The organism is Acinetobacter sp. WC-323 (genome assembly GCF_000314615.1).
Classification (GTDB): domain Bacteria; phylum Pseudomonadota; class Gammaproteobacteria; order Pseudomonadales; family Moraxellaceae; genus Acinetobacter; species Acinetobacter courvalinii.
Map to the genome: position 1 here is coordinate 1 of NZ_AMZS01000068.1, position 18,641 is coordinate 18,641.

At 40.5% G+C, this 18,641-nt stretch carries 17 protein-coding genes; 9 read left to right on the forward strand and 8 right to left on the reverse strand.

What is annotated here, in order from left to right:
- Positions 1-929, forward strand: a 929-nt coding sequence (locus ACINWC323_RS02230; RefSeq protein ID WP_009515643.1) for an IS5 family transposase, incomplete at its 5' end; no start/stop codon positions are given.
- A gap of 203 nt (positions 930-1,132) precedes the next feature.
- Here the strand turns inward: ACINWC323_RS02230 and ACINWC323_RS02225 are convergent.
- Positions 1,133-1,339 (reverse strand): hypothetical protein, encoded by a 207-nt coding sequence (locus ACINWC323_RS02225; protein ID WP_005230085.1) that lies wholly within the window; start codon positions 1,337-1,339, stop codon positions 1,133-1,135.
- A 243-nt stretch (positions 1,340-1,582) separates the two neighbouring features.
- Positions 1,583-2,059: a CinA family protein gene (locus ACINWC323_RS02220; RefSeq protein ID WP_009515555.1), complete on the reverse strand. Its 477-nt coding sequence runs from the start codon at positions 2,057-2,059 to the stop codon at positions 1,583-1,585.
- 230 nt (positions 2,060-2,289) lie between these two features.
- Between ACINWC323_RS02220 and ACINWC323_RS02215 the strand changes: the two genes are divergently transcribed.
- Together ACINWC323_RS02215 and katE are read left to right on the forward strand one after the other, a co-directional pair.
- The gene (locus tag ACINWC323_RS02215) at positions 2,290-3,699 is read left to right on the forward strand and encodes an iron-containing redox enzyme family protein (RefSeq protein WP_009515386.1); all 1,410 of its coding nucleotides are present in this window, start codon (positions 2,290-2,292) and stop codon (positions 3,697-3,699) included.
- Positions 3,700-3,709: 10 nt separating this feature from the next.
- Positions 3,710-5,899: a catalase HPII gene (katE, locus tag ACINWC323_RS02210; RefSeq protein WP_009515551.1), complete on the forward strand. Its 2,190-nt coding sequence runs from the start codon at positions 3,710-3,712 to the stop codon at positions 5,897-5,899.
- Between the two features lie 53 nt (positions 5,900-5,952).
- Here katE and ACINWC323_RS02205 read toward each other — a convergent pair whose 3' ends face one another.
- From ACINWC323_RS02205 to ACINWC323_RS02195, 3 genes are all read right to left on the reverse strand, one after another.
- On the reverse strand, positions 5,953-6,921 hold the full coding sequence (locus ACINWC323_RS02205) for a methyltransferase (protein ID WP_009515618.1): 969 nt from the start codon (positions 6,919-6,921) through the stop codon (positions 5,953-5,955).
- A gap of 54 nt (positions 6,922-6,975) precedes the next feature.
- Entirely contained in the window at positions 6,976-7,854 is an 879-nt protein-coding gene (locus ACINWC323_RS02200; RefSeq protein ID WP_009515456.1) for an SDR family oxidoreductase, read from the reverse strand.
- Between the two features lie 147 nt (positions 7,855-8,001).
- Positions 8,002-8,430, reverse strand: coding sequence for a hypothetical protein (locus ACINWC323_RS02195; RefSeq protein ID WP_009515653.1), 429 nt, complete (start codon positions 8,428-8,430; stop codon positions 8,002-8,004).
- A gap of 378 nt (positions 8,431-8,808) precedes the next feature.
- Between ACINWC323_RS02195 and ACINWC323_RS02190 the strand changes: the two genes are divergently transcribed.
- The gene (locus ACINWC323_RS02190) at positions 8,809-10,125 is read left to right on the forward strand and encodes a KGG domain-containing protein (RefSeq protein ID WP_032881731.1); all 1,317 of its coding nucleotides are present in this window, start codon (positions 8,809-8,811) and stop codon (positions 10,123-10,125) included.
- A 258-nt stretch (positions 10,126-10,383) separates the two neighbouring features.
- On the opposite strand, the gene ACINWC323_RS02185 is transcribed toward ACINWC323_RS02190, so the two are convergent.
- Positions 10,384-11,598: an iron-containing alcohol dehydrogenase gene (locus tag ACINWC323_RS02185; RefSeq protein WP_009515504.1), complete on the reverse strand. Its 1,215-nt coding sequence runs from the start codon at positions 11,596-11,598 to the stop codon at positions 10,384-10,386.
- Positions 11,599-12,104: 506 nt separating this feature from the next.
- On the opposite strand from ACINWC323_RS02185, the gene ACINWC323_RS02180 reads away from it, so the two are divergent.
- Positions 12,105-12,347 carry a hypothetical protein gene (locus ACINWC323_RS02180; protein ID WP_032881732.1) on the forward strand — a complete coding sequence of 81 codons (243 nt, stop codon included), beginning with the start codon at positions 12,105-12,107 and terminating at the stop codon, positions 12,345-12,347.
- A 46-nt stretch (positions 12,348-12,393) separates the two neighbouring features.
- Here the strand turns inward: ACINWC323_RS02180 and ACINWC323_RS20315 are convergent, their stop codons facing one another.
- Entirely contained in the window at positions 12,394-12,627 is a 234-nt protein-coding gene (locus ACINWC323_RS20315) for a hypothetical protein (protein ID WP_005285444.1), read from the reverse strand.
- A 185-nt stretch (positions 12,628-12,812) separates the two neighbouring features.
- Between ACINWC323_RS20315 and ACINWC323_RS02170 the strand changes: the two genes are divergently transcribed.
- The 3 genes from ACINWC323_RS02170 to hppD all read left to right on the forward strand — a co-directional run bounded on the left by ACINWC323_RS02170 (position 12,813) and on the right by hppD (position 16,025).
- A complete protein-coding gene (locus ACINWC323_RS02170; protein WP_009515632.1) occupies positions 12,813-13,778 on the forward strand; it encodes a 5'/3'-nucleotidase SurE in 966 nt (321 codons plus the stop codon).
- Positions 13,779-13,790: 12 nt separating this feature from the next.
- Positions 13,791-14,435 carry a hypothetical protein gene (locus ACINWC323_RS02165; protein WP_009515423.1) on the forward strand — a complete coding sequence of 215 codons (645 nt, stop codon included), beginning with the start codon at positions 13,791-13,793 and terminating at the stop codon, positions 14,433-14,435.
- A 534-nt stretch (positions 14,436-14,969) separates the two neighbouring features.
- Positions 14,970-16,025, forward strand: coding sequence for a 4-hydroxyphenylpyruvate dioxygenase (hppD, locus tag ACINWC323_RS02160; RefSeq protein ID WP_005230119.1), 1,056 nt, complete (start codon positions 14,970-14,972; stop codon positions 16,023-16,025).
- 78 nt (positions 16,026-16,103) lie between these two features.
- On the opposite strand, the gene ACINWC323_RS02155 is transcribed toward hppD, so the two are convergent.
- Entirely contained in the window at positions 16,104-16,913 is an 810-nt protein-coding gene (locus ACINWC323_RS02155) for a helix-turn-helix domain-containing protein (RefSeq protein WP_009515647.1), read from the reverse strand.
- Positions 16,914-17,156: 243 nt separating this feature from the next.
- Here ACINWC323_RS02155 and ACINWC323_RS02150 point away from each other — a divergent pair, with 243 nt between their 5' ends.
- The gene (locus ACINWC323_RS02150; RefSeq protein WP_009515599.1) at positions 17,157-18,458 is read left to right on the forward strand and encodes an NAD(P)/FAD-dependent oxidoreductase; all 1,302 of its coding nucleotides are present in this window, start codon (positions 17,157-17,159) and stop codon (positions 18,456-18,458) included.
- The last annotated feature ends 183 nt before the right edge of the window (positions 18,459-18,641 follow it).

The window sequence follows — 18,641 nt, forward strand, 5'->3', positions numbered from 1 at the left end:
AGAAGCCTACACACAAAATCTACCGCACAACCAATTGGCCCGCATATAACCGAGCACTCATTAATCGCGGAAATATTGCCCTTTGGTTTGATCCTGCTACGCAATGGTATGCTCCATCAAAAGGCAAACAAGGGCGAAATCAAACCTACTCCGACGCAGCCATCCAATGCTGCTTAATGATTAAATCCTTATTCCGTCTATCTTTACGTATGGTCACTGGCTTTGTGCAAAGTCTGATTAAACTTTGCGGATTAAATTGGACCGCACCAGATTACAGTACGCTTTGTAGAAGACAAAAGCATATTGATATTGCAATCAGCTACCAAAAAAGTAGCGATGGGCTGCATCTACTCGTAGACTCTACAGGGATGAAGTTTCTAGGTGAGGGCGAATGGAAACGCAAGAAACATGGAGCTGAATATCGTCGCCAATGGCGTAAACTACATATTGGTATAGATGCCAAAACCCTACAAATACGCGCTATTCAGCTCACAACCAATAATGTCTGTGATTCACAGGTGCTTGGTGATTTACTTAATCAGATTCCACAAGATGAGCAGATTGACTCTGTTTATACCGATGGAGCTTATGACACCAAGCAATGCCGTCAGGTCATTGCAGATCGGCAAGCACATGCGGTGATTCCACCTAGAAAAAATGCGAAACCATGGAAAGATACAAAGAGGAGCTCGCTAGAGCGAAATGAATTACTTCGAACAATTAAACGTTTAGGTAGGACACTATGGAAAAAATGGTCAGGCTATCATCGCCGAAGTTTGGTTGAGACTAAAATGCACTGCATCAAATTATTAAGAGATAAACTCAGTGCAAGGAGCTTTGATAGCCAAGTCAATGAGGTTCATGCACGTGTAGCAGTCCTCAACAGATTTACGGAATTAGGTCGACCACTTACCCAAGTTACGCCTTAAATTTGGCTCAATTAGGGGCGCTTTGCCTTTCAAATCTTTGTGCAACAAAGCCATCGATACTTAAACGTGAACCTTGATTATTTTGATCAGTAATATTCTGATTTGTCATTATCGTTCTCCAGCAAATTTTCCAATGTATATAAAATTTAGGAGAATATTAATTTATTCTCCTAAATATTTACGGATCTCAAAATAATCAACGCTTATTTCTGTTGATTATTTTGGTTTGATCCTTGGTTGTTAGAATCTTTTTGATTAGATCCTTGTTGCTGACGGTTGTCATTTTGCTGCTGTTGCTGCTGACGGTTGTCATTATTTTGGTTTTGCTGATTTTGCTGATTTTGCTGATTTTGTTGCTGCTGCTGTTGGTTATTGCGCTCTTGATTGCTTTGATTATTTGTATTACTCATGATCGTACACCTCATTTGGTTATTGATATTATCTGAGTAAATCAGATGGTTTAATTAAAACATATTTTTATCGGAAGCATAGGGCAAGCCTGTTTCACTTTATTTAAATGTAATATACAAATTTTCATTAAATAATGCTTTTTTAAGAGCTTAATGCTTCTAATCAAGTTTTAATGAAAACAGTATTAATATAAGTTGATATCAAAGTAACATAAAGCAACATAAAATGGGGTTTCTCCTTTTTTATATATCTTTTTTCTTGATAATTTTAACAAGATTCGTGCATATATCTTTGAGTAATCTTTCCAACTTTTTTTCAGGACTGCCTTTATATAGGTTTCTGAAATTATAGTTTTTCTTTTTATAGTTTATGCAGTAAAAGAATGTTCCGACTGGCTTTTGCTTGTTTTCAGATCCTCCTGGCTTAAGCAAGCCGGTACAGGAAATATAAATATCAGATTTAAAGATATGTTTGCCTTTATTAATCATTTCTTCAGTAATTTCACTTGATTCGGCGCTGTATTTTTTAATCATTGCAGGAGAAATTTTAAGTACTTTTTCTTTTACTTTGAGATCATAGCAAACCAGACTGCCGGTCAGAATATCTCCAGAAAATGGACTCAAAGAAAACTGGTAAGATAAATAACCAGCAGAAGCACTTTCCAGAAAGAAGATAGAAAGTTTTTTTTGCGCGAGTAATTCGCAGGATTTCTTAAACATGGCTTTCTCGAATAAAACTCATTCATTAAATTATTAATTATTTTGAAATATATTTTATGGATAAATAATTCAAAATATTAAAATGTAAAAATATACTTTTTCTATATGGTTGATATGAAAGGTTTTTAATTTTTACATGTTTCAATATTAACCTGTTTTAACAAAATGTTGGTAGGAATAAAGGATGAGCAAAGTAAGGTGATTTTATAGTTTCGATTCGGAGAATGGAAATGTCTGTTGTCGTAAAAAAAAGATTACTTGATTTGTTGCAGGACGATCATAAAAATTATTACGAGTTAGTTTCTTTCTTCCTCGATGGGGATATATCTAACTTTGAAAAAGAGAAAAAAGCCGTTAATTTTTTAAAACAAGAATTTGAGATGATGAAACCGAGCAAGATTTCTTTGCCAAATCAAATTGAAGAAATCCGTGCTTGGTATAACAATGAAAATCGAAAAGTATGTCATGACTATCAGGAATATTTGAGCCAGCGTAATGCAGGAGGCGAGCGAGAATATTTTAAAAATATCGGGCAGGCGTTTGAATTTCTACTTAAAGTTGCGCCAGTTAAAAAGGTAGACGGTTCCTGGCTATACAGCATCGTCAATTACTGGAATGATCCGGTTTTTCATGACCTGATCCTGATCTATCTGGAAGAACTTGGCTTGGGGCAGGCAAAATCCAATCATGTCTGCATCTATGATGATTTATTGCGTGTGTTGGGACTGGATGATTTTGAGTTGTTTCTGGATGATGAATATTACCATCAATCTGCAGTTCAACTTGCACTGGGTTATGCTCCGCCAGAGTATATTCCTGAAATCATTGGCTTTAATCTTGGCTATGAGCAGCTGCCTTTGCATCTTCTCATCACCAACTATGAACTTAAAGAGTTGGGAATCGAAGCCAAGTATTTCAATTTACATATTACCATTGATAATCTAGACAATGGTCATGCACATAAATCCCTGAAAGTCTTTGAAAATGTTTATAAAAAATATAAAGTTAAAGATGTTTTCATGCAGAAGGTAAAACGTGGTTATGCACTTAATCAGCAAGGCATATCATCCCGGCAAATTATTAAAAACCTGAATCTAGAAAACTTTGTTTATAAAATCTTGAAACGCAAGGCCTTAATCGGACAACTGGTTCATAACGAAAAACAGTTTGTTGGGTGTAAATCAATTAATCAATGGTTAGCCAATCCTCAAGAAATTGGCAGCTTCATCAATCAACTGGTCGAAAAGCGGTGGATTAAATTTAATTGTGATCCGGAAGAAAGTGTGTTCTGGCGCATGATCAGTCATGAAGACGGAAAAATGTATGGGGTATTTACCCCGGCCGAAAGACAGATTATTCACGACTGGATTGCAGGCGAACAATACTCAACCCATGTATTGCCGTATAAGAATAGCCTAAGCAAAGAACAACCCTTACATGACTATTTATTTAGTTATATCTCGGATGGCGAACTGGAACATTTACAAAACAGAGTCAGCCAGACAGACAATTTTGCACTCAAGCTTTGTAAATTGACGCCTTTTCTCGCCCCCGAATCCCATCACAAAAGCATCGGTTTATGGAGTACGCAGAAATATGCAGAACTTTTATTTCCTTATCTAACCGCTTCGCCGCGTTAAATGAGGAAACATGAGCAAAACATCTCATCATTTTTATATAGCCAACAATAAACAGGGTAGCCCAATGAATGACGATCTTAAAGAGAATAATAGCCAAAGTGCTTTAGCTGGGAATACACCAGACAAAATGAATCAAACTGATAAGACCAGACAGCTTGACCAGGTCAGAAGTGATGCGACCAATGAAGCGCTCACCACCAATCAAGGGGTCAAGATTTCAGATAACCAGAACAGTTTGAAAGCGGGCGTACGCGGTTCGACTTTACTTGAAGACTTTATTTTACGTGAGAAAATTACCCACTTTGACCATGAGCGCATTCCAGAACGGATTGTACATGCACGTGGTGTGGGTGCGCATGGCTATTTTCAGGCCTATGAAGGTAATGAACGTTTTACCAAAGCTGGCTTCTTAACTGATCCAAGTATACAGACGCCTATTTTTGTGCGTTTTTCTACCGTGCAGGGACCTCGTGGTTCAGCTGACACGGTACGTGATATTCGCGGTTTCGCCATCAAGTTCTATACCCAAGAAGGTAACTTTGATCTGGTGGGGAATAATGCCCCGGTATTTTTTGTTCAGGACGGGATTAAATTTCCGGATTTTGTTCATGCGGTTAAACCTGAACCACATAGAGAAATTCCGACTGGCGCCACTGCCCATGATACCTTCTGGGATTTTGTCTCACTGGTGCCTGAATCTGCGCATGCAGTCATGTGGGCCATGTCAGACCGTGCGATTCCACGCAATTTACGCTCGATCCAAGGCTTTGGTGTGCATACCTTCCGTCTGATTGATGCACATGAAAAAGCACGCTTTGTGAAATTTCACTGGACGCCTAAACAAGGTTTAAGCGCGCTGGTCTGGGATGAAGCACAAAAGCTGGCAGGTAAAGATCCGGATTTCCATCGACGGGATCTGTATGAAGCCATTGAGCAGGGCCTGTATCCTGAATGGGAACTAGGAGTGCAGATTGTCGAAGAAGAAGATGAAATGAGCTTCGATTTCGACCTGCTGGACCCGACCAAGATTATTCCAGAAGAGTTGGTCCCGATTACCCCGATTGGAAAGTTCGTATTGAACCGTAATGTCGACAACTTTTTTGCGGAGACCGAGCAGATCGCATTTTGCCCGGGTCATATCGTACCAGGACTTGATTTTACCAATGATCCGTTGTTACAGGCGCGCTTATTCTCTTATACTGATACCCAGTTAAGTCGTTTGGGTGGTCCGAATTTCCATCAGATCCCGATCAATAAGCCAGTCTGCCCATTCCATAATAACCAGCGTGATGGCATACACCAGCATCAAATTCATAAAGGTCAGGCCTCTTATCAACCTAATTCGATTGATAATAACTGGCCAATTGAGATTCCGCCTGCCGCGCAGAATGGAGGATTTGAAAGTTATCAGGAGCGTATTGATGGACATAAAATTCGCCAGCGCAGTGAATCTTTCTCGGATCACTTCTCACAAGCCCGTTTGTACTATCAAAGCCTGGCACCGCATGAGCAAAAACATGTGGTAGATGCCTATACCTTTGAATTGAGCAAGGTACAGCGCCCACACATCCGTGAGCGTGAAGTACAGGAAGTGCTGGCCAATATTGATACTAATCTTGCCAAGCAAGTCGGGCAAAATCTCGGGATTGAAGTGCCAGACTTAAAAGAAAACTTCAAGCATGCCAGCATTGAAAAATCTGAAAAACTGTCTATGCAGGCATTTATTCCAGAGGATATCAAGGGCCGTAAAATAGCGGTACTGATTCATGATAAAGTCCATGCCGAGAGCTTACGGAGCATTATCAACTGGTCGATTCAGGAAAATGCCATTGTGCATTTACTAACCCCAATGATGGCACCTGTAAAAGGCTCACGTGATGAAGTGATTCCTTCAGACGGTATGCAGAAAGCCGAACCCTCGATTATCTATGATGCGGTGGTGATTGCCGATGGTGATAATCTGGATGCCGTTTTAGCCGATGGTGTGAGCAAGCATTACTTGCTGGAAGCCTATAAACATTTAAAACCGATTGTATTGCTGGGTGACAAAGCTGAGTTGCTGGATCAGTTGGGTTTAAAACCAGATGAAGGCACGCTATTACAGGATGATTTCCTGCAGGTGGCCGACACGCTTAAACACTTACTACGCCATCATCGTGTTTGGGACAGGGAAGCCGTGGCCGAAGCCATACCTGCCTAATACTAAAAAAAGCTCCTATATGGAGCTTTTTTTAGATCCATTTAAAATATTGCTCAGGCAGCAGAAAGCTTGACCAAGACTATGGCAATGCGCTCAATATGCTGATAGGCAGGTTGCTCCAGCTCTTCTCCGAATACATCCGGATCAATTTCTTCATAACTGTATTTAAAGTCTGGATAATGTTGCATCCAGTGATCGACGGCTTGTAAAAATTTATTGCCGTCTTGGCTAATTGCAATTCCTGTATACAAAAATAAAGTACCTTGAGGCGTAAGCCTTTTTATGCCTTCTGTGAGAATATTAAAGGATAGGTCCGTGCCATCCAGTGTATTGCCGCCGTGGCGGTATTGACGTTCATGCAGATCCATCAGATAAGGTGGATTGGCAAAAATTAAATCGAAATCACCTTCCAGAGCAGAGAACAAGTTGCTGTGGGTGGGAAAAATATTATCGATACCTAAAAACTTTTTATTTATATGGCTATAAAACAGAGCTTTGGGATTGATGTCGGCCGTGAAAATTTCTGTCGTTTCAGGAAATAAGCGGGCAACCGCAATAGCCACCGGAGAAGCACCACAACACAGTTCTACACTGCGTTTTACAGTCTGGGGCTGAGTGAGCAAATATTGTTTAAGATGATAATAAAAGCGATAGGTGTCGGGACCAAAGAACACGGCATCGGTTTCAACGGTTGGAAAAGCGGAATGAATAAATAACTGATCATCCAGAGAGGCGACCCGAACAAGACTCAACCACTGCTGGTTTTCAATACGGATCAGGTGGGCATTTTTTAATATCAGAAAAAGGTGTTGATCAAGATCTTGTGGATAAAAGGGCAGATTCCAGCCAAAGATATCCTTTAAACTTCGAAGTTCATTGGGTAAATTTTGCTTACGCATAAAAATCCGTTCATGGCTGAGCGGAGTAATCACAGTGAAACGGTAATGTTTTTGCTTTAGAAAATTGAGTAAATACAGTAAAGCCCTCTGCTGTACAAGTTCCATATTCACGTGCTGATCCATGTTTTAGCCTCTTGTTTTTATTAAAAAACCTCCCGAAGGAGGTTTTGTGCTAACTTAGCCATTCACGATTTCACCACCATTGACATGGATGACCTGTCCGGTGATATAACTGGCATCATCAGACGCCAGAAACAAGTAGGCTGGCGCAACTTCACTCGGCTGGCCCATTCGTCCCATTGGCGTGTCCTGACCGAATTTTGCGACAGTTTCTGCATCGAAACTACTTGGAATCAGGGGTGTCCAGATCGGACCAGGGGCAACACCATTGACCCGGATGCCTTTTTTCTGCTTCATCAGATTATTGGATAAACTACGGGTAAACGTGGTAATTGCGCCTTTAGTACTGGCGTAGTCCATTAACTCATCATGTCCATGATAACTGGTAATACTGGTGGTATTAATAATACTGTCTCCTTCTTTTAAATGAGGCAGCACGGCTTTGGTTAAATGAAACATTGAAAATATATTGGTTTTAAATGTTTTTTCCAGCTGTTCGGTACTAATATCGCCAAGATCTTTTTGTTGATACTGTACACCCGCATTATTAATCAGGATATTAATCTTTCCGAACACCTTAAGGGTTTCTGCGACACATTTTTCTGAACTTTTGGGATCGCTAATATCTTCCTTGAGCAGTAAACAATGCTGACCTTCTTGTTCAACCAGTTGTTTGGTTTTTTCAGCATCTTGTTGTTCTTCAAGATAAATAATTGCGACATCTGCACCTTCGCGGGCAAATAACACCGCGACGGAACGGCCTATACCGCTATCGCCACCACTAATCAGCACCACTTTATCTTTAAGTTTATGACTACCCAGATGGGTGGATTTAATGATTTCAGGTTCTGGATGCATGACCTGTTGCTCTCCAGGCTGGTGTTGTTGTTCTTGCGCCGGTGCAGCTGTTGGATATTGATTCGGGTTATTGCTCATCTCTAACGTCCTTTGCTTCGATTATTTTTCATCATCTTGGAAAAAGATGTTATTTTCGGTAAGGACAATGTTTTGATTAGTTGAAATTGTATTTTTTCCGTAGAAGGTGGTAAAAAAACATAAATTCTAACGATTATAAAATGACATTTAGACAATCGCTAAAATCTTAATATGGTTACTGGCAATAATATCTTCAACAAGTGTTCTGTTTTCAGTATCTTGAGTCCAGTTTTCAATGGGCGTGGTATCTGCCAGGTTGAGGATTGCTCGGATTGTTTTTTCGGCTATTGCCAATGTGCTATCACTGGATGTAGCTTGTTGAGCGTCTAACGCCTTGGAATACTCCTGTTCATTACTGCAAATTTCAATATTTTTCATATTGTTGGTCATGTGCAGGATGCGCTGGAACGGCAAGGTAATGTCTTTTTTTTCTACCTTATAAAACCAGTCCGAGTCATAGGCAATCCAGTCATTATGATTAATGTCGAGATGAGCCAGCAAAATTTCAGGACTGAGCAAACGGATAAAGGTCGATTGCAGTTCTATCACTGAATCTGTCTCTTGTTTTTTATTCATTTTAACTCTCCTAAAATTTTTTCTCTGCTCAATTTTTAATGTCTTCAATTCAATTGTTTTTTTAAACATATGCTTTGTATTTTTTTATGTAAACTTTAACTATTTGGATGAGGGTTGTAAATGAATGTTTATTTGTTGACTTTATTAATGCTTTTATCTCTGTGTGATTTAAAGCGTAAAAATCAGCGGGTAATTTAAAAAAATATAATTTAAAAAAATCACAGATAACATAAAGATATGAATTTTAGAAAAAAATAACTGAGAAACATTTAAAAGTATTGAAACATAGCGGGGTTACAGCAAAAGCATTTTATCTCTTATGGTGAATATAGCCGCTATATAACGGCCTATATAATTTTAATAGAGGAAGAGATAATCATGGCTACTCAAGATTCTAGAAACGATGATCAAGATAATAACTCAGGTATCTCAAACCGTGGATTCGCGAGCATGGATCCAGATCGATTACGGGAAATCGCAAGTAAGGGTGGACGTGCAGCCCATGCAAGCGGAAATGCGCATGAATTTACCACAGAGGAAGCCCGGGAGGCAGGGCGTATTGCCCATTCCCGCGGCAATGCGCACGAATTTACCTCTGAAGAAGCACGTGAAGCAGGCTCATTAAGTCACAGAAATGGTCGTCGTTCTAGCAGTCGTGACGATGAGGACGACGATTATGATGATCGTGGTGGTCGCGGCCGGGGTCGCAGCCGCAATGACGATGACGACGATGATTATGATGATCGCGGTGGTCGTGGCCGAGGTCGCAGCCGTCGTGATGATGACGATGAAGATGATCGTGGTGGCAGCCGTTCCGGTGGCCGAGGTCGTAGCCGTCGTGATGACGATGATGAAGATGATCGTGGTGGCAGCCGTTCCGGTGGCCGAGGTCGTAGCCGTCGTGATGACGATGATGAAGATGATCGTCGTGGCGGTAGCCGTTCCGGTGGTCGTGGTCGCAGCCGCCGTGATGATGACGATGAAGATGATCGTGGTGGCAACCGTTCCGGTGGCCGTGGTCGCAGCCGCCGTGATGATGACGATGAAGATGATCGTGGTGGCAACCGTTCCGGTGGTCGAGGCCGCAGCCGCAATGACGATGACGACGATGATTATGATGATCGTCGCGGTAACCGTTCAGGGGGCCGTGGACGCAGTCGTCGTGACGACGATGATGAAGATGATCGTGGTGGCAGCCGTTCCGGTGGTCGTGGCCGTAGCCGTCGTGATGACGATGATGAAGACGATCGTCGCGGTAACCGTTCAGGTGGTCGTGGCCGCAGCCGCAATGACGATGACGACGATGATTATGATGATCGTCGCGGTAACCGCTCTGGTGGCCGAGGCCGTAGCCTTCGTGATGACGACGATGAAGACGATCGTCGTGGTAACCGTTCAGGTGGTCGTGGCCGCAGCCGTCGTGATGACGATGACGAAGATGATCGCGGTGGCAACCGCTCCGGTGGCCGAGGCCGTAGCCGTCGTGATGACGATGATGAAGATGATCGTGGTGGCAACCGTTCCGGTGGTCGTGGTCGCAGCCGTCGTGATGATGATGATGAAGACGATCGTCGAGGTAGCAACCGTTCCGCTGGTCGAGGCCGTAGCCGTTATGACGACGATGAAGATGATGATCGTGGTGGCCGTGGGCGCGGCAATCAAAAACGCGATGAATACGGACGCTTTACCAGCTAAGTCCAGCGGTTTGATTGCATTCAATAATGGCCAGCGCTTTTTTAGCCTAAACCATTATTGAGTCACTCTTAAGGGATATTGAGTAAGTCTTTTACTCAATATCCTTTTTTAATGGATATTTCAATTTTTAGATCGCTCAACAGCTTCTAGCAGCTCTAAAACATTCGATAGACCTCAAGATTCGCAGATCAATGACTGATCGCTTATTGCATAATCGAGTGGCAGTTAAGCGATCATGCTCAGCCTTTTAGATCAGTTCTATGTGTAGCTTTTTTCGGCAAGTTTATTCTCGTAAATCAGTGCCGGTTTTGGCTCTTGCCAAAGTTGTTGGTAAAGCGTGATGATCTGTTCAATTGTGGGTACAACTGGATTATTTAACGGTGAACCTGAAGCCAATGCTTGCTCAGCCATAGTCTGTAACACCTGATCAAAATCACTTTTATTGACGCCAAATTCAGCTAAGCTGGGTACCGCCAAATCTCGATTAATTTCAATAAGCGTAGCAATGAGCTTTTGATTGGCGACCTCATCCGGGTCATCATAATCCGCACAGCCGATCGCTTTGGCACATTCTGCATAGCGCTCAGGTGCGGCTTGAATTGAAAAAGCCGTGACGCTAGGTAATAACATGGCATTCGACAGGCCATGAGGCACATGGAAAAAAGCACCAATCGGGCGGCTCATGCCATGCACTAATGCAACAGAGGCATTAGAAAAGGCAATGCCTGCCAACGTTGAGCCAAGCATCATCTTTTCACGCGCAGATTCATTGTCAGGCTGGTGATACGCTTTTTGCAAATTTGGGCCGATCAGTTTCATTGCAGCGATTGCTTGCGCATCACTATAGAGGCTGGCTTTTTTACTCACATAGGCTTCCATGGCATGGGTCAGTGCATCAATTCCTGTATCTGCCGTGGTTCGGGCAGGCAGTGACATCGTCAGTTCATAATCGATAATCGCTGCAACAGGTAAAAAGCCTAAACCCGCACAAAGCATCTTTTCGCTGGTCAGGTCATTGGTAATGATGGTGAAACGTGTACATTCAGAACCTGTTCCTGCTGTGGTCGGGATGGCAATAATCGGAAGGCCTATTTCATTGACTTGGCGGGGAAATTTATAATCAGCGATGACACCACCGTGTTTGCTTAAAATGCTGATCGCTTTTGCACTGTCTATCGGGCTGCCGCCACCAATCGCGATAATGGCATCATAAGCACGGTTTTTGACATGCTCAACACCTGCTTCAATCGAGCTCGAGGTGGGTTCGGGAATGGTTTCATCAAAGTAATCACTGTCGATCTGTTCGGCCTTTAATATTGCTTGAATCTGTGCGATGTATCCTAGTGAAACCATCATCTTATCGGTAATGATCAGTGGTTTTTTTGCACCTAAACTTTTCAGAATCAGCGGAAGCTTGCTTCGTGCATTTTTGCCAATTTCCATAATCCTTGGCAGATTAATTTGATGAGACATTGTTATAAATCCTATTCTTGATTCTTGTATTTTTATATCGTGATACAACCTGTATCATTATTTATGTATATATTTTACCCGTACGCAAGTCAAACAAAAAAAGGCGTGGACTTTTCCAGAAACCAATCCTATGTACTCACTTCTATTTTTGACTTCATGATTCAATTATTCATTATCTCGATCATTTAAAGCTGGAAAAATTATTCTCTAACTGACTGATAGAAAATTAATTTATCTGGAAAAGAGTCATCAATGACCTCATCGCATACCCTCAAAAATGCTCAACAACATCGTGTAGAAAGCTGAGCTGATGAAAAGGGAATGGAAAGGCATCTGATCCGTCATAGAACTGTCATCACCTCAGACTATACTGGTTCTACAACAACAAGAAATAGTTGGTTAGAGCATAAAAATAATAATTTTGATGTTTTCTAACACAACATTCTGATGGCTTCTGAACCCACTTCGGTGGGTTTTTATTTCCGAAGGAGTAAGGTCTAAAGTATATGTTTGAGCTAGAAAATAAAGTGCGCTTGAGAAGGCAGAAAATGCGTAAAAGTGAGCAACTGTTTATCGCATATAAAAAGTTTCTGCAAGAAAACAAGCGTCAGAATGATGAAAACAGTCGCCTGATTTTTATTGTCAATTATCTGGAAAAAATCAATTTTGCTTTATACGGCATGGATGGCAAAGAACAGTTGATTACTGAACTGGAAAAATATTATAACGAAAATGAAATTCTGATCTAAGTCCATACATTATAGGTAGAAACACCTGCATTTTCAGGCAAGAACATTATTCCAGCTCAAGTTGATAGTCATCTTTGGTGACTTTGATTTTTATCTTTTTATATCTTCTTTTATTTGGATTTAAGGCTGAATCGGTGACTTCTGTAGCAAAGTTTGAATTTCCCATAAGATGATAATAGGCTTTATAGCCAATTAAAATTTTTTGCGGTCGGGCACCATGTTCATGACTATACGCATCCAGCAGTTGGGTCAGTTTTTCGAAGGTTGATATCTCGGTCATGGTTAATGCTCTGTTAAGGCCTCATTCATTATTTATTTAAACTAATCGAACTTTGTTAAGAATTTAAGACAGTCACTCATATTTGAAGCCGCTTGTTTTCTAAAGCATTTAAGAAGGTTGGGTCATAAAATTTTCATATTCCAGCACTATTGTTTTTAGCAAATATTTTGCATAGTGATCGAAGGATGAAAAAGCATTTTTGGGGTGGATTAATTTTAGCGGGCTGTAGCATGCAGACCTTTGCTTTAAATATTTTAATTGTTAACGATGATGGTTTAACCAGTAATGTCAAAGCGCTGTATGACGAGTTAAAGTCCAATGGTCATAGTGTATTGGTCTCTGTGCCATGTTCACCGCAAAGTGGGCGTGGCGGGGCGATCGTGATGTACAGTGCCAGCGTAATTTCAGCAGACAATGATAAGCAGATTGCGGCTGAAAACGGCTGCCATAATGGAGCAGTAGCGATTGGGGCACCAGCCGCAGGCCCATTTAGCAAGGCCGGTTATAACAATGGCGACTGGAACTATGTGCACGGTACACCGGTTATGGCCACTGCGTATGGTCTGGATGTGGTGGCCAATAAGCGCTGGGGCAAAGCCCCTGATCTGGTCCTGTCTGGACCTAATGAAGGGCAGAATGTTGGTCGGGTGGTGGTTCATTCTGGCACGATTGGTAATGTACAATTTTCGGCAGCCCGAGGCATTCCATCGATTGCCTTAAGTGCAGATTCCAATACGGTGGATGACAAGACCTTAAATAATGCCAATTCCGTGATTGTGGCAAAACAGACGGTCATATTATTGAAGGAGCTGCAAAATAAAGCCGGACAGGGTGCTTTGTTACCGAAAGGCATTACATTGAATGTCAACTTTCCAAAGAACTTAAGCAATAGCACGCCGTTCGCGTTTTCGAAAATTGGCAGCTATGACCTGTATAACTTTAATTTTAAAGTCAGCAAAGATGATAAAGGTGCCAGTCAATACGGTTTAGGTTTTGGCATAAATTCCAGTGCCCCGACAGCAGCTCAGGCAACAGATGAAAGTGCAGTGGTGCAAAGCAAGATAGCAGTAACTGCAATGCAAGTGGCCTATGACCATCGTCCTGCAGCGCAACAATGGCTCAAGATCCGTCTTAAAAATCTGTTTAAATAAGGGGGAAGGCCAATGCAACGTTGTTTATGGATATTACTTCTTGGCTTAGCCTTGAGCGCTTGTCATGATGACAACCATGACCGGCAAGAACAGCCCGTCGAGAAGCCCGAGCCAGTGCCTACTTTCGCGGTGGGTACTTATTCGGTCAGTATTGAAACCGATCAGGAATTGCCGACGGTGGGTAAATACTATTCAGGTGCGGATGGCAGCAAGCTGCTGGTTTTGAATGATGAACAGGATCGTGCTCAGATCGTAATGCATTATGATGTAGCAACTAACACATGGCATAGCAATCAAAGCGATGAAAATCTTAAGCTTGAGTTTGCCCACTATGAAAAAATTGCTGATCAAAAGCTAAGTGTGAATGAGCTGGTGGGACGCTATACCTTATCTTTGGCTGACGGTAGTGCGATTCCAGTTGAAGTGAAAGCGCAAGGACAAATGCTTTCGCTCGATCAAAACTGTCGCTTTACAGCAAAAATCAGTGAAAGCGTATTGGCAAATACAACGAGTTATCAATTCACTGAAAATAAATGTTCAGCCTTAAAGAATAATGAAAAAGGCTATATCGTGGTCGATCAGGATCTGGAACCGGCTGCTTTCAGATTGTTATCAGATCGCATCGGTGCTCAGGATCTTTGGGCATTTCCATCCTAAAATGCAGGCATACCGATAAATGTGTGTTATCGGTATGCCTTCATCTTCTATATTCCTTATTTCTAGACCTTCCTGATTTTTATTCAAAATAATATTCTGCTTCTAAAGCGCTGATTTTCTGCTCTTGAGACCAATGTCTGATTTAGTTCATGGTATTTTTCTTTTTAAATTCTGTCTCCTACAAGAATTAGCCCGAATGGAGCTTAAAATAGCTGATGTTGGATAAGAAAAAACCTATAAAATTACACATAACATAATTTAATTATGTATTGCATAAATTTAATCTTTCTTGTAGCATGAATTTATGGTTGAGGGCCTATGCAGAAAAAGTTCATACTTATGATTGCATGGGCTTACTTATGGAAGGAAAGGTTTCAACACGGATGCTTTTGACATACTTATAAAAACACCGGTGACCTTTTCTAAACGTAATGCATCGTAGTACCCGTTTGTTGAGTCAGCTTAGATTAGCCAACACAAAACATGGGAATTTGCATTCACAACGGATGAATTTATCTAAATAAGGGAAACTAGATGGACATTTTAGATAACCCATTAGAACTATGTGGTTTTGCTTTTATTGAATTTGTTTCGACGGAAAATGGATTAGACCAGATCTTTGAAACAATCGGCTTTACCAAGGTGGCGAAGCATAAATCTAAAAAAGTTTATTTATGGCGCCAGGGTAATATCAATATCATTTTGAATTACCAGCCAGAATCCTATGCTTCATTCTTCTTTAAAGAACATGGTCCATCTGCATGTGCAATGGGCTTTAGAACTCGTGATGCAGCCAAGGCATTTAAAAATGCAATTGAACTGGGCGCAGAGCCGATGTACTCACAAGCGGGTCCAATGGAATTGAATATTCCTGCAATCAAGGGTATTGGTGGTATGCCAATCTTCCTGGTAGACCGTGATATTTATGAAAATGACTTTGTTTTCTTTGATGATGTCGAGCGCAATCCAAAAGGTGCAGGCTTAAATGAAATCGACCATTTAACCCATAACGTTTATAAAGGACGTATGGAATACTGGGCGAACTTCTATGAAAAAATCTTTAATTTCCAGGAAATCCGTTACTTCGATATTAAAGGTGAATATACCGGTTTAACTTCGAAAGCTTTAACTGCACCTGATGGCATGATCCGTATTCCATTGAATGAAGATTCAGACAAGGGTAACGGTCAGATTGCCGAGTTCCTTGCGGACTTTAATGGTGAAGGCATCCAGCATATTGCCTTTATTACCGATGACCTGATTTCAACATGGGACAAGTTAAAAGGTTTAGGCATGGAGTTTATGACAGCACCGCCTGAAACCTATTATGAAATGTTGAAAGAGCGTTTACCGGATCATGGCGAGCCAACTGAAGAGCTGCAAAAACGCGGTATCTTGCTGGATGGCAACACCAAAGATGGTCAGAAAAAACTGTTATTACAGATTTTCTCGCAAAACATGCTCGGGCCTGTCTTCTTTGAATTTATTCAACGTAAAGATGATGACGGCTTTGGCGAAGGTAACTTCAAGGCACTGTTTGAATCGATCGAGCGTGACCAGATTCGCCGTGGTGTTTTAGAAGCTAAATAGAACATAACTTTGACTAGCCAAATGTATGTCAATAGAAAAGATCCTTTACCAAGATCTTTTCTTTAAACCAATCGAGTATTAATTTCTTAAATATTTAATAAATTCAGTAGGAGACATCTTGCTGAATTTTTTAAATTCTTTATGAAAATGAGCCTGATCGTTATAACCCAAATCATAAGTCAAGTGAGAAAGTTTTATATCTGTAGAATGATTCATTGCCTGTAGTGCAAATTGAAAACGAATAATGCAGGCAAAGGTTTTAATACTCATTCCAACATCATGTTTAAATATTCTTTGCATATGTCTGCTACAGTAACCTGTTATCCTTTCCAGATCTTTTACTTTGATCTCATGATTTTGATGAATAATAATATGCAGGACTTCTTGGGTTGTTACTGAAAATTTCCTGAGCAATTCACCCGAAAATGCCTTTAAAAATAGATTAACTTGTTGATTGATAGTCTGGCTAGAAGAGATCTTCTCGATTAGCCAGTCTTTATCCGGTACTAGTTCATTAAAGTTAAGGCTTTGATTAAGAATATCTTCTCCTGAAATTTCTAGAAATTTTGGAATAATGCCAGGAGAAAATCTGATACCAAAATAAGGTATATTTTCTTTAAGGGGAATTGCCTGTGAATTTAATGTAGAACCGCAAATACGGGCCTGTGGCTGATGTGGATTACATTCAAATAAAATATCAATACATCCATCGGGGACGGCAAGTACCGGAATTTCGGTATGAGATATATCAAGTCGATAAAATTCTGAAATAATATTTGAAAACGCTTTACAACGTTGATAACTATATATTCCTCGTTTAAAAAATGGTTGTTCACAGTAGAATTGAGATATTTGCTCGTTTCTTCCGGTACAAGTATTCATATCCATTGAAATTACCTCGTAACACTCTATTAGAATTTTTAGCAGAAATTTCTGAACAACATAAAACACAGAAATATAGTTAATATGTTAACTATATTTCTGTGTTTTACAATACCGTTTATCGTTTGCTACGGTGTACTCGTGAAGAAAACTGAAAATCAGTCAAATAAAAAGATGTCGTTTTTTTACAATCCCCTGAAGTGCAATTTATTAATAATGCCAATAAATAGAGAATAGGTGAAAACAACGATGCATGCAGATGAAACAGCAACATATTATACGGCTACAAAAAAATATTCTTTGAATTTTCCACAGCTTGAACAAGATATTGAGGCCGATGTTGTCATCATCGGCGGAGGCTTTTCTGGCATCCATACAGCTCTGGAGCTGGCCGAACAAAATGTAAAAAATATTGTTGTATTAGAAAGCCGTTATTTGGGATTTGGTGGTTCTGGACGCAATGGCGGACAAGTTATGGCTGGAATTGGTCATGATCTGGATAATATCAAGCATGAAGTCGGTGATGATGGACTGAAGACAATTTTTGAACTTAGTGAACTGGGACCGCAGATTATGCGAGAACGTATAGAAAAATATAAGATTGATGCCGATTTCACAAATGGATATACATATTTAGGTTTTAATTCGCGTCAGGCAGAAACGTTAAAGCGTTGGGAAAAACAGTTTAAGTCAATGAATTCTCGTGATGAAATTTACTATCTTGAAGGGCAGGATGTCCGGCAAGTAGTTGGATCCGATGTTTATGGTAGTGCATTAGTACACATGGGAGGCGGCCATGTCCATTCATTAAATTTGCTTTTAGGAGAAGCTAAGGCTTGCCATGAAATATATGGGGTTAAAATTTTTGAATATACTCCCGCTGTTGAGGTGACCTACGGTAAAAAAATTAAGGTCCGCACAGCAAAAGGTTGTATAACTGCCAATAAAATGGTTTGGGCCTGTGACAGTTTCTTAAACAAGTTAGAACCAGAGTTGCACAAGAAAACCATTAACACCTATGCTTTTCAGCTAATGACTGAACCTTTAAGTGATGAACTAATTCATCAAATTAGTCCGATTCGTGGTGCATATAGTGATATCCGGCCTATTATTGATTATTACCGGGTCACCAAAGAAAACCGTTTATTATTTGGGGCTGCGACACCGTTGCTAGATTATATTCCACAAGATTTAAAAACATGGAATCGCCAATTAATGCTGAAAGTATTCCCTTATCTTGAACATGTAAAAATTGATTTGGCCTGGGGCGGTCCAATGGCCTCTACGAAAAATCTGTTTCCACAAATAGGAACATTAACAGCGCATGAGAATGTCTTTTTTGTGCAAGGATATTGTGGTTTTGGTGTGACACCTAGTCAAATCATTTGCAAAATTCTAGCCCAAGGCATACTGGGTGGTAGTGAACATTTTAAATTACTCAGTTCCGTCTCAAAACCTGAAATTCCCTTTAAGGATTCGATGAGGGCAACCATGTGTACGCTAGGTAAGGTTTTACATCAAATTAAAGGTTATGGACAAGGTCGTCGTTAACAAAAATATTAATAGATTTTTAAGACAGAGATGTTCAGCACACTTCTATCTAGTATTTCTCTTCTATGTTGAGCAGCAATAAAAAACTAGGAAATACAAAATCTTAATTTATGTCGTTTTTTTACAAGATCAGCTCATTCTCGTTTGTTATTAATACTCAGTCTGGCAAAAAATCAACGTCAT

Coding starts and splice junctions, on each gene's coding strand:
- ACINWC323_RS02155 (WP_009515647.1), bottom strand. CDS start 16,913: ATGGATATGAATACTTGTACCGGAAGAAACGAGCAAATATCTCAATTC.
- ACINWC323_RS02215 (WP_009515386.1), top strand. CDS start 2,290: ATGTCTGTTGTCGTAAAAAAAAGATTACTTGATTTGTTGCAGGACGAT.
- ACINWC323_RS02185 (WP_009515504.1), bottom strand. CDS start 11,598: ATGTCTCATCAAATTAATCTGCCAAGGATTATGGAAATTGGCAAAAAT.
- ACINWC323_RS02150 (WP_009515599.1), top strand. CDS start 17,157: ATGCATGCAGATGAAACAGCAACATATTATACGGCTACAAAAAAATAT.
- hppD (WP_005230119.1), top strand. CDS start 14,970: ATGGACATTTTAGATAACCCATTAGAACTATGTGGTTTTGCTTTTATT.
- ACINWC323_RS02180 (WP_032881732.1), top strand. CDS start 12,105: ATGTTTGAGCTAGAAAATAAAGTGCGCTTGAGAAGGCAGAAAATGCGT.
- ACINWC323_RS02165 (WP_009515423.1), top strand. CDS start 13,791: ATGCAACGTTGTTTATGGATATTACTTCTTGGCTTAGCCTTGAGCGCT.
- ACINWC323_RS02195 (WP_009515653.1), bottom strand. CDS start 8,430: ATGAATAAAAAACAAGAGACAGATTCAGTGATAGAACTGCAATCGACC.
- ACINWC323_RS02170 (WP_009515632.1), top strand. CDS start 12,813: ATGAAAAAGCATTTTTGGGGTGGATTAATTTTAGCGGGCTGTAGCATG.
- ACINWC323_RS02200 (WP_009515456.1), bottom strand. CDS start 7,854: ATGAGCAATAACCCGAATCAATATCCAACAGCTGCACCGGCGCAAGAA.
- ACINWC323_RS20315 (WP_005285444.1), bottom strand. CDS start 12,627: ATGACCGAGATATCAACCTTCGAAAAACTGACCCAACTGCTGGATGCG.
- ACINWC323_RS02225 (WP_005230085.1), bottom strand. CDS start 1,339: ATGAGTAATACAAATAATCAAAGCAATCAAGAGCGCAATAACCAACAG.
- katE (WP_009515551.1), top strand. CDS start 3,710: ATGAGCAAAACATCTCATCATTTTTATATAGCCAACAATAAACAGGGT.
- ACINWC323_RS02205 (WP_009515618.1), bottom strand. CDS start 6,921: ATGGATCAGCACGTGAATATGGAACTTGTACAGCAGAGGGCTTTACTG.
- ACINWC323_RS02190 (WP_032881731.1), top strand. CDS start 8,809: ATGGCTACTCAAGATTCTAGAAACGATGATCAAGATAATAACTCAGGT.
- ACINWC323_RS02220 (WP_009515555.1), bottom strand. CDS start 2,059: ATGTTTAAGAAATCCTGCGAATTACTCGCGCAAAAAAAACTTTCTATC.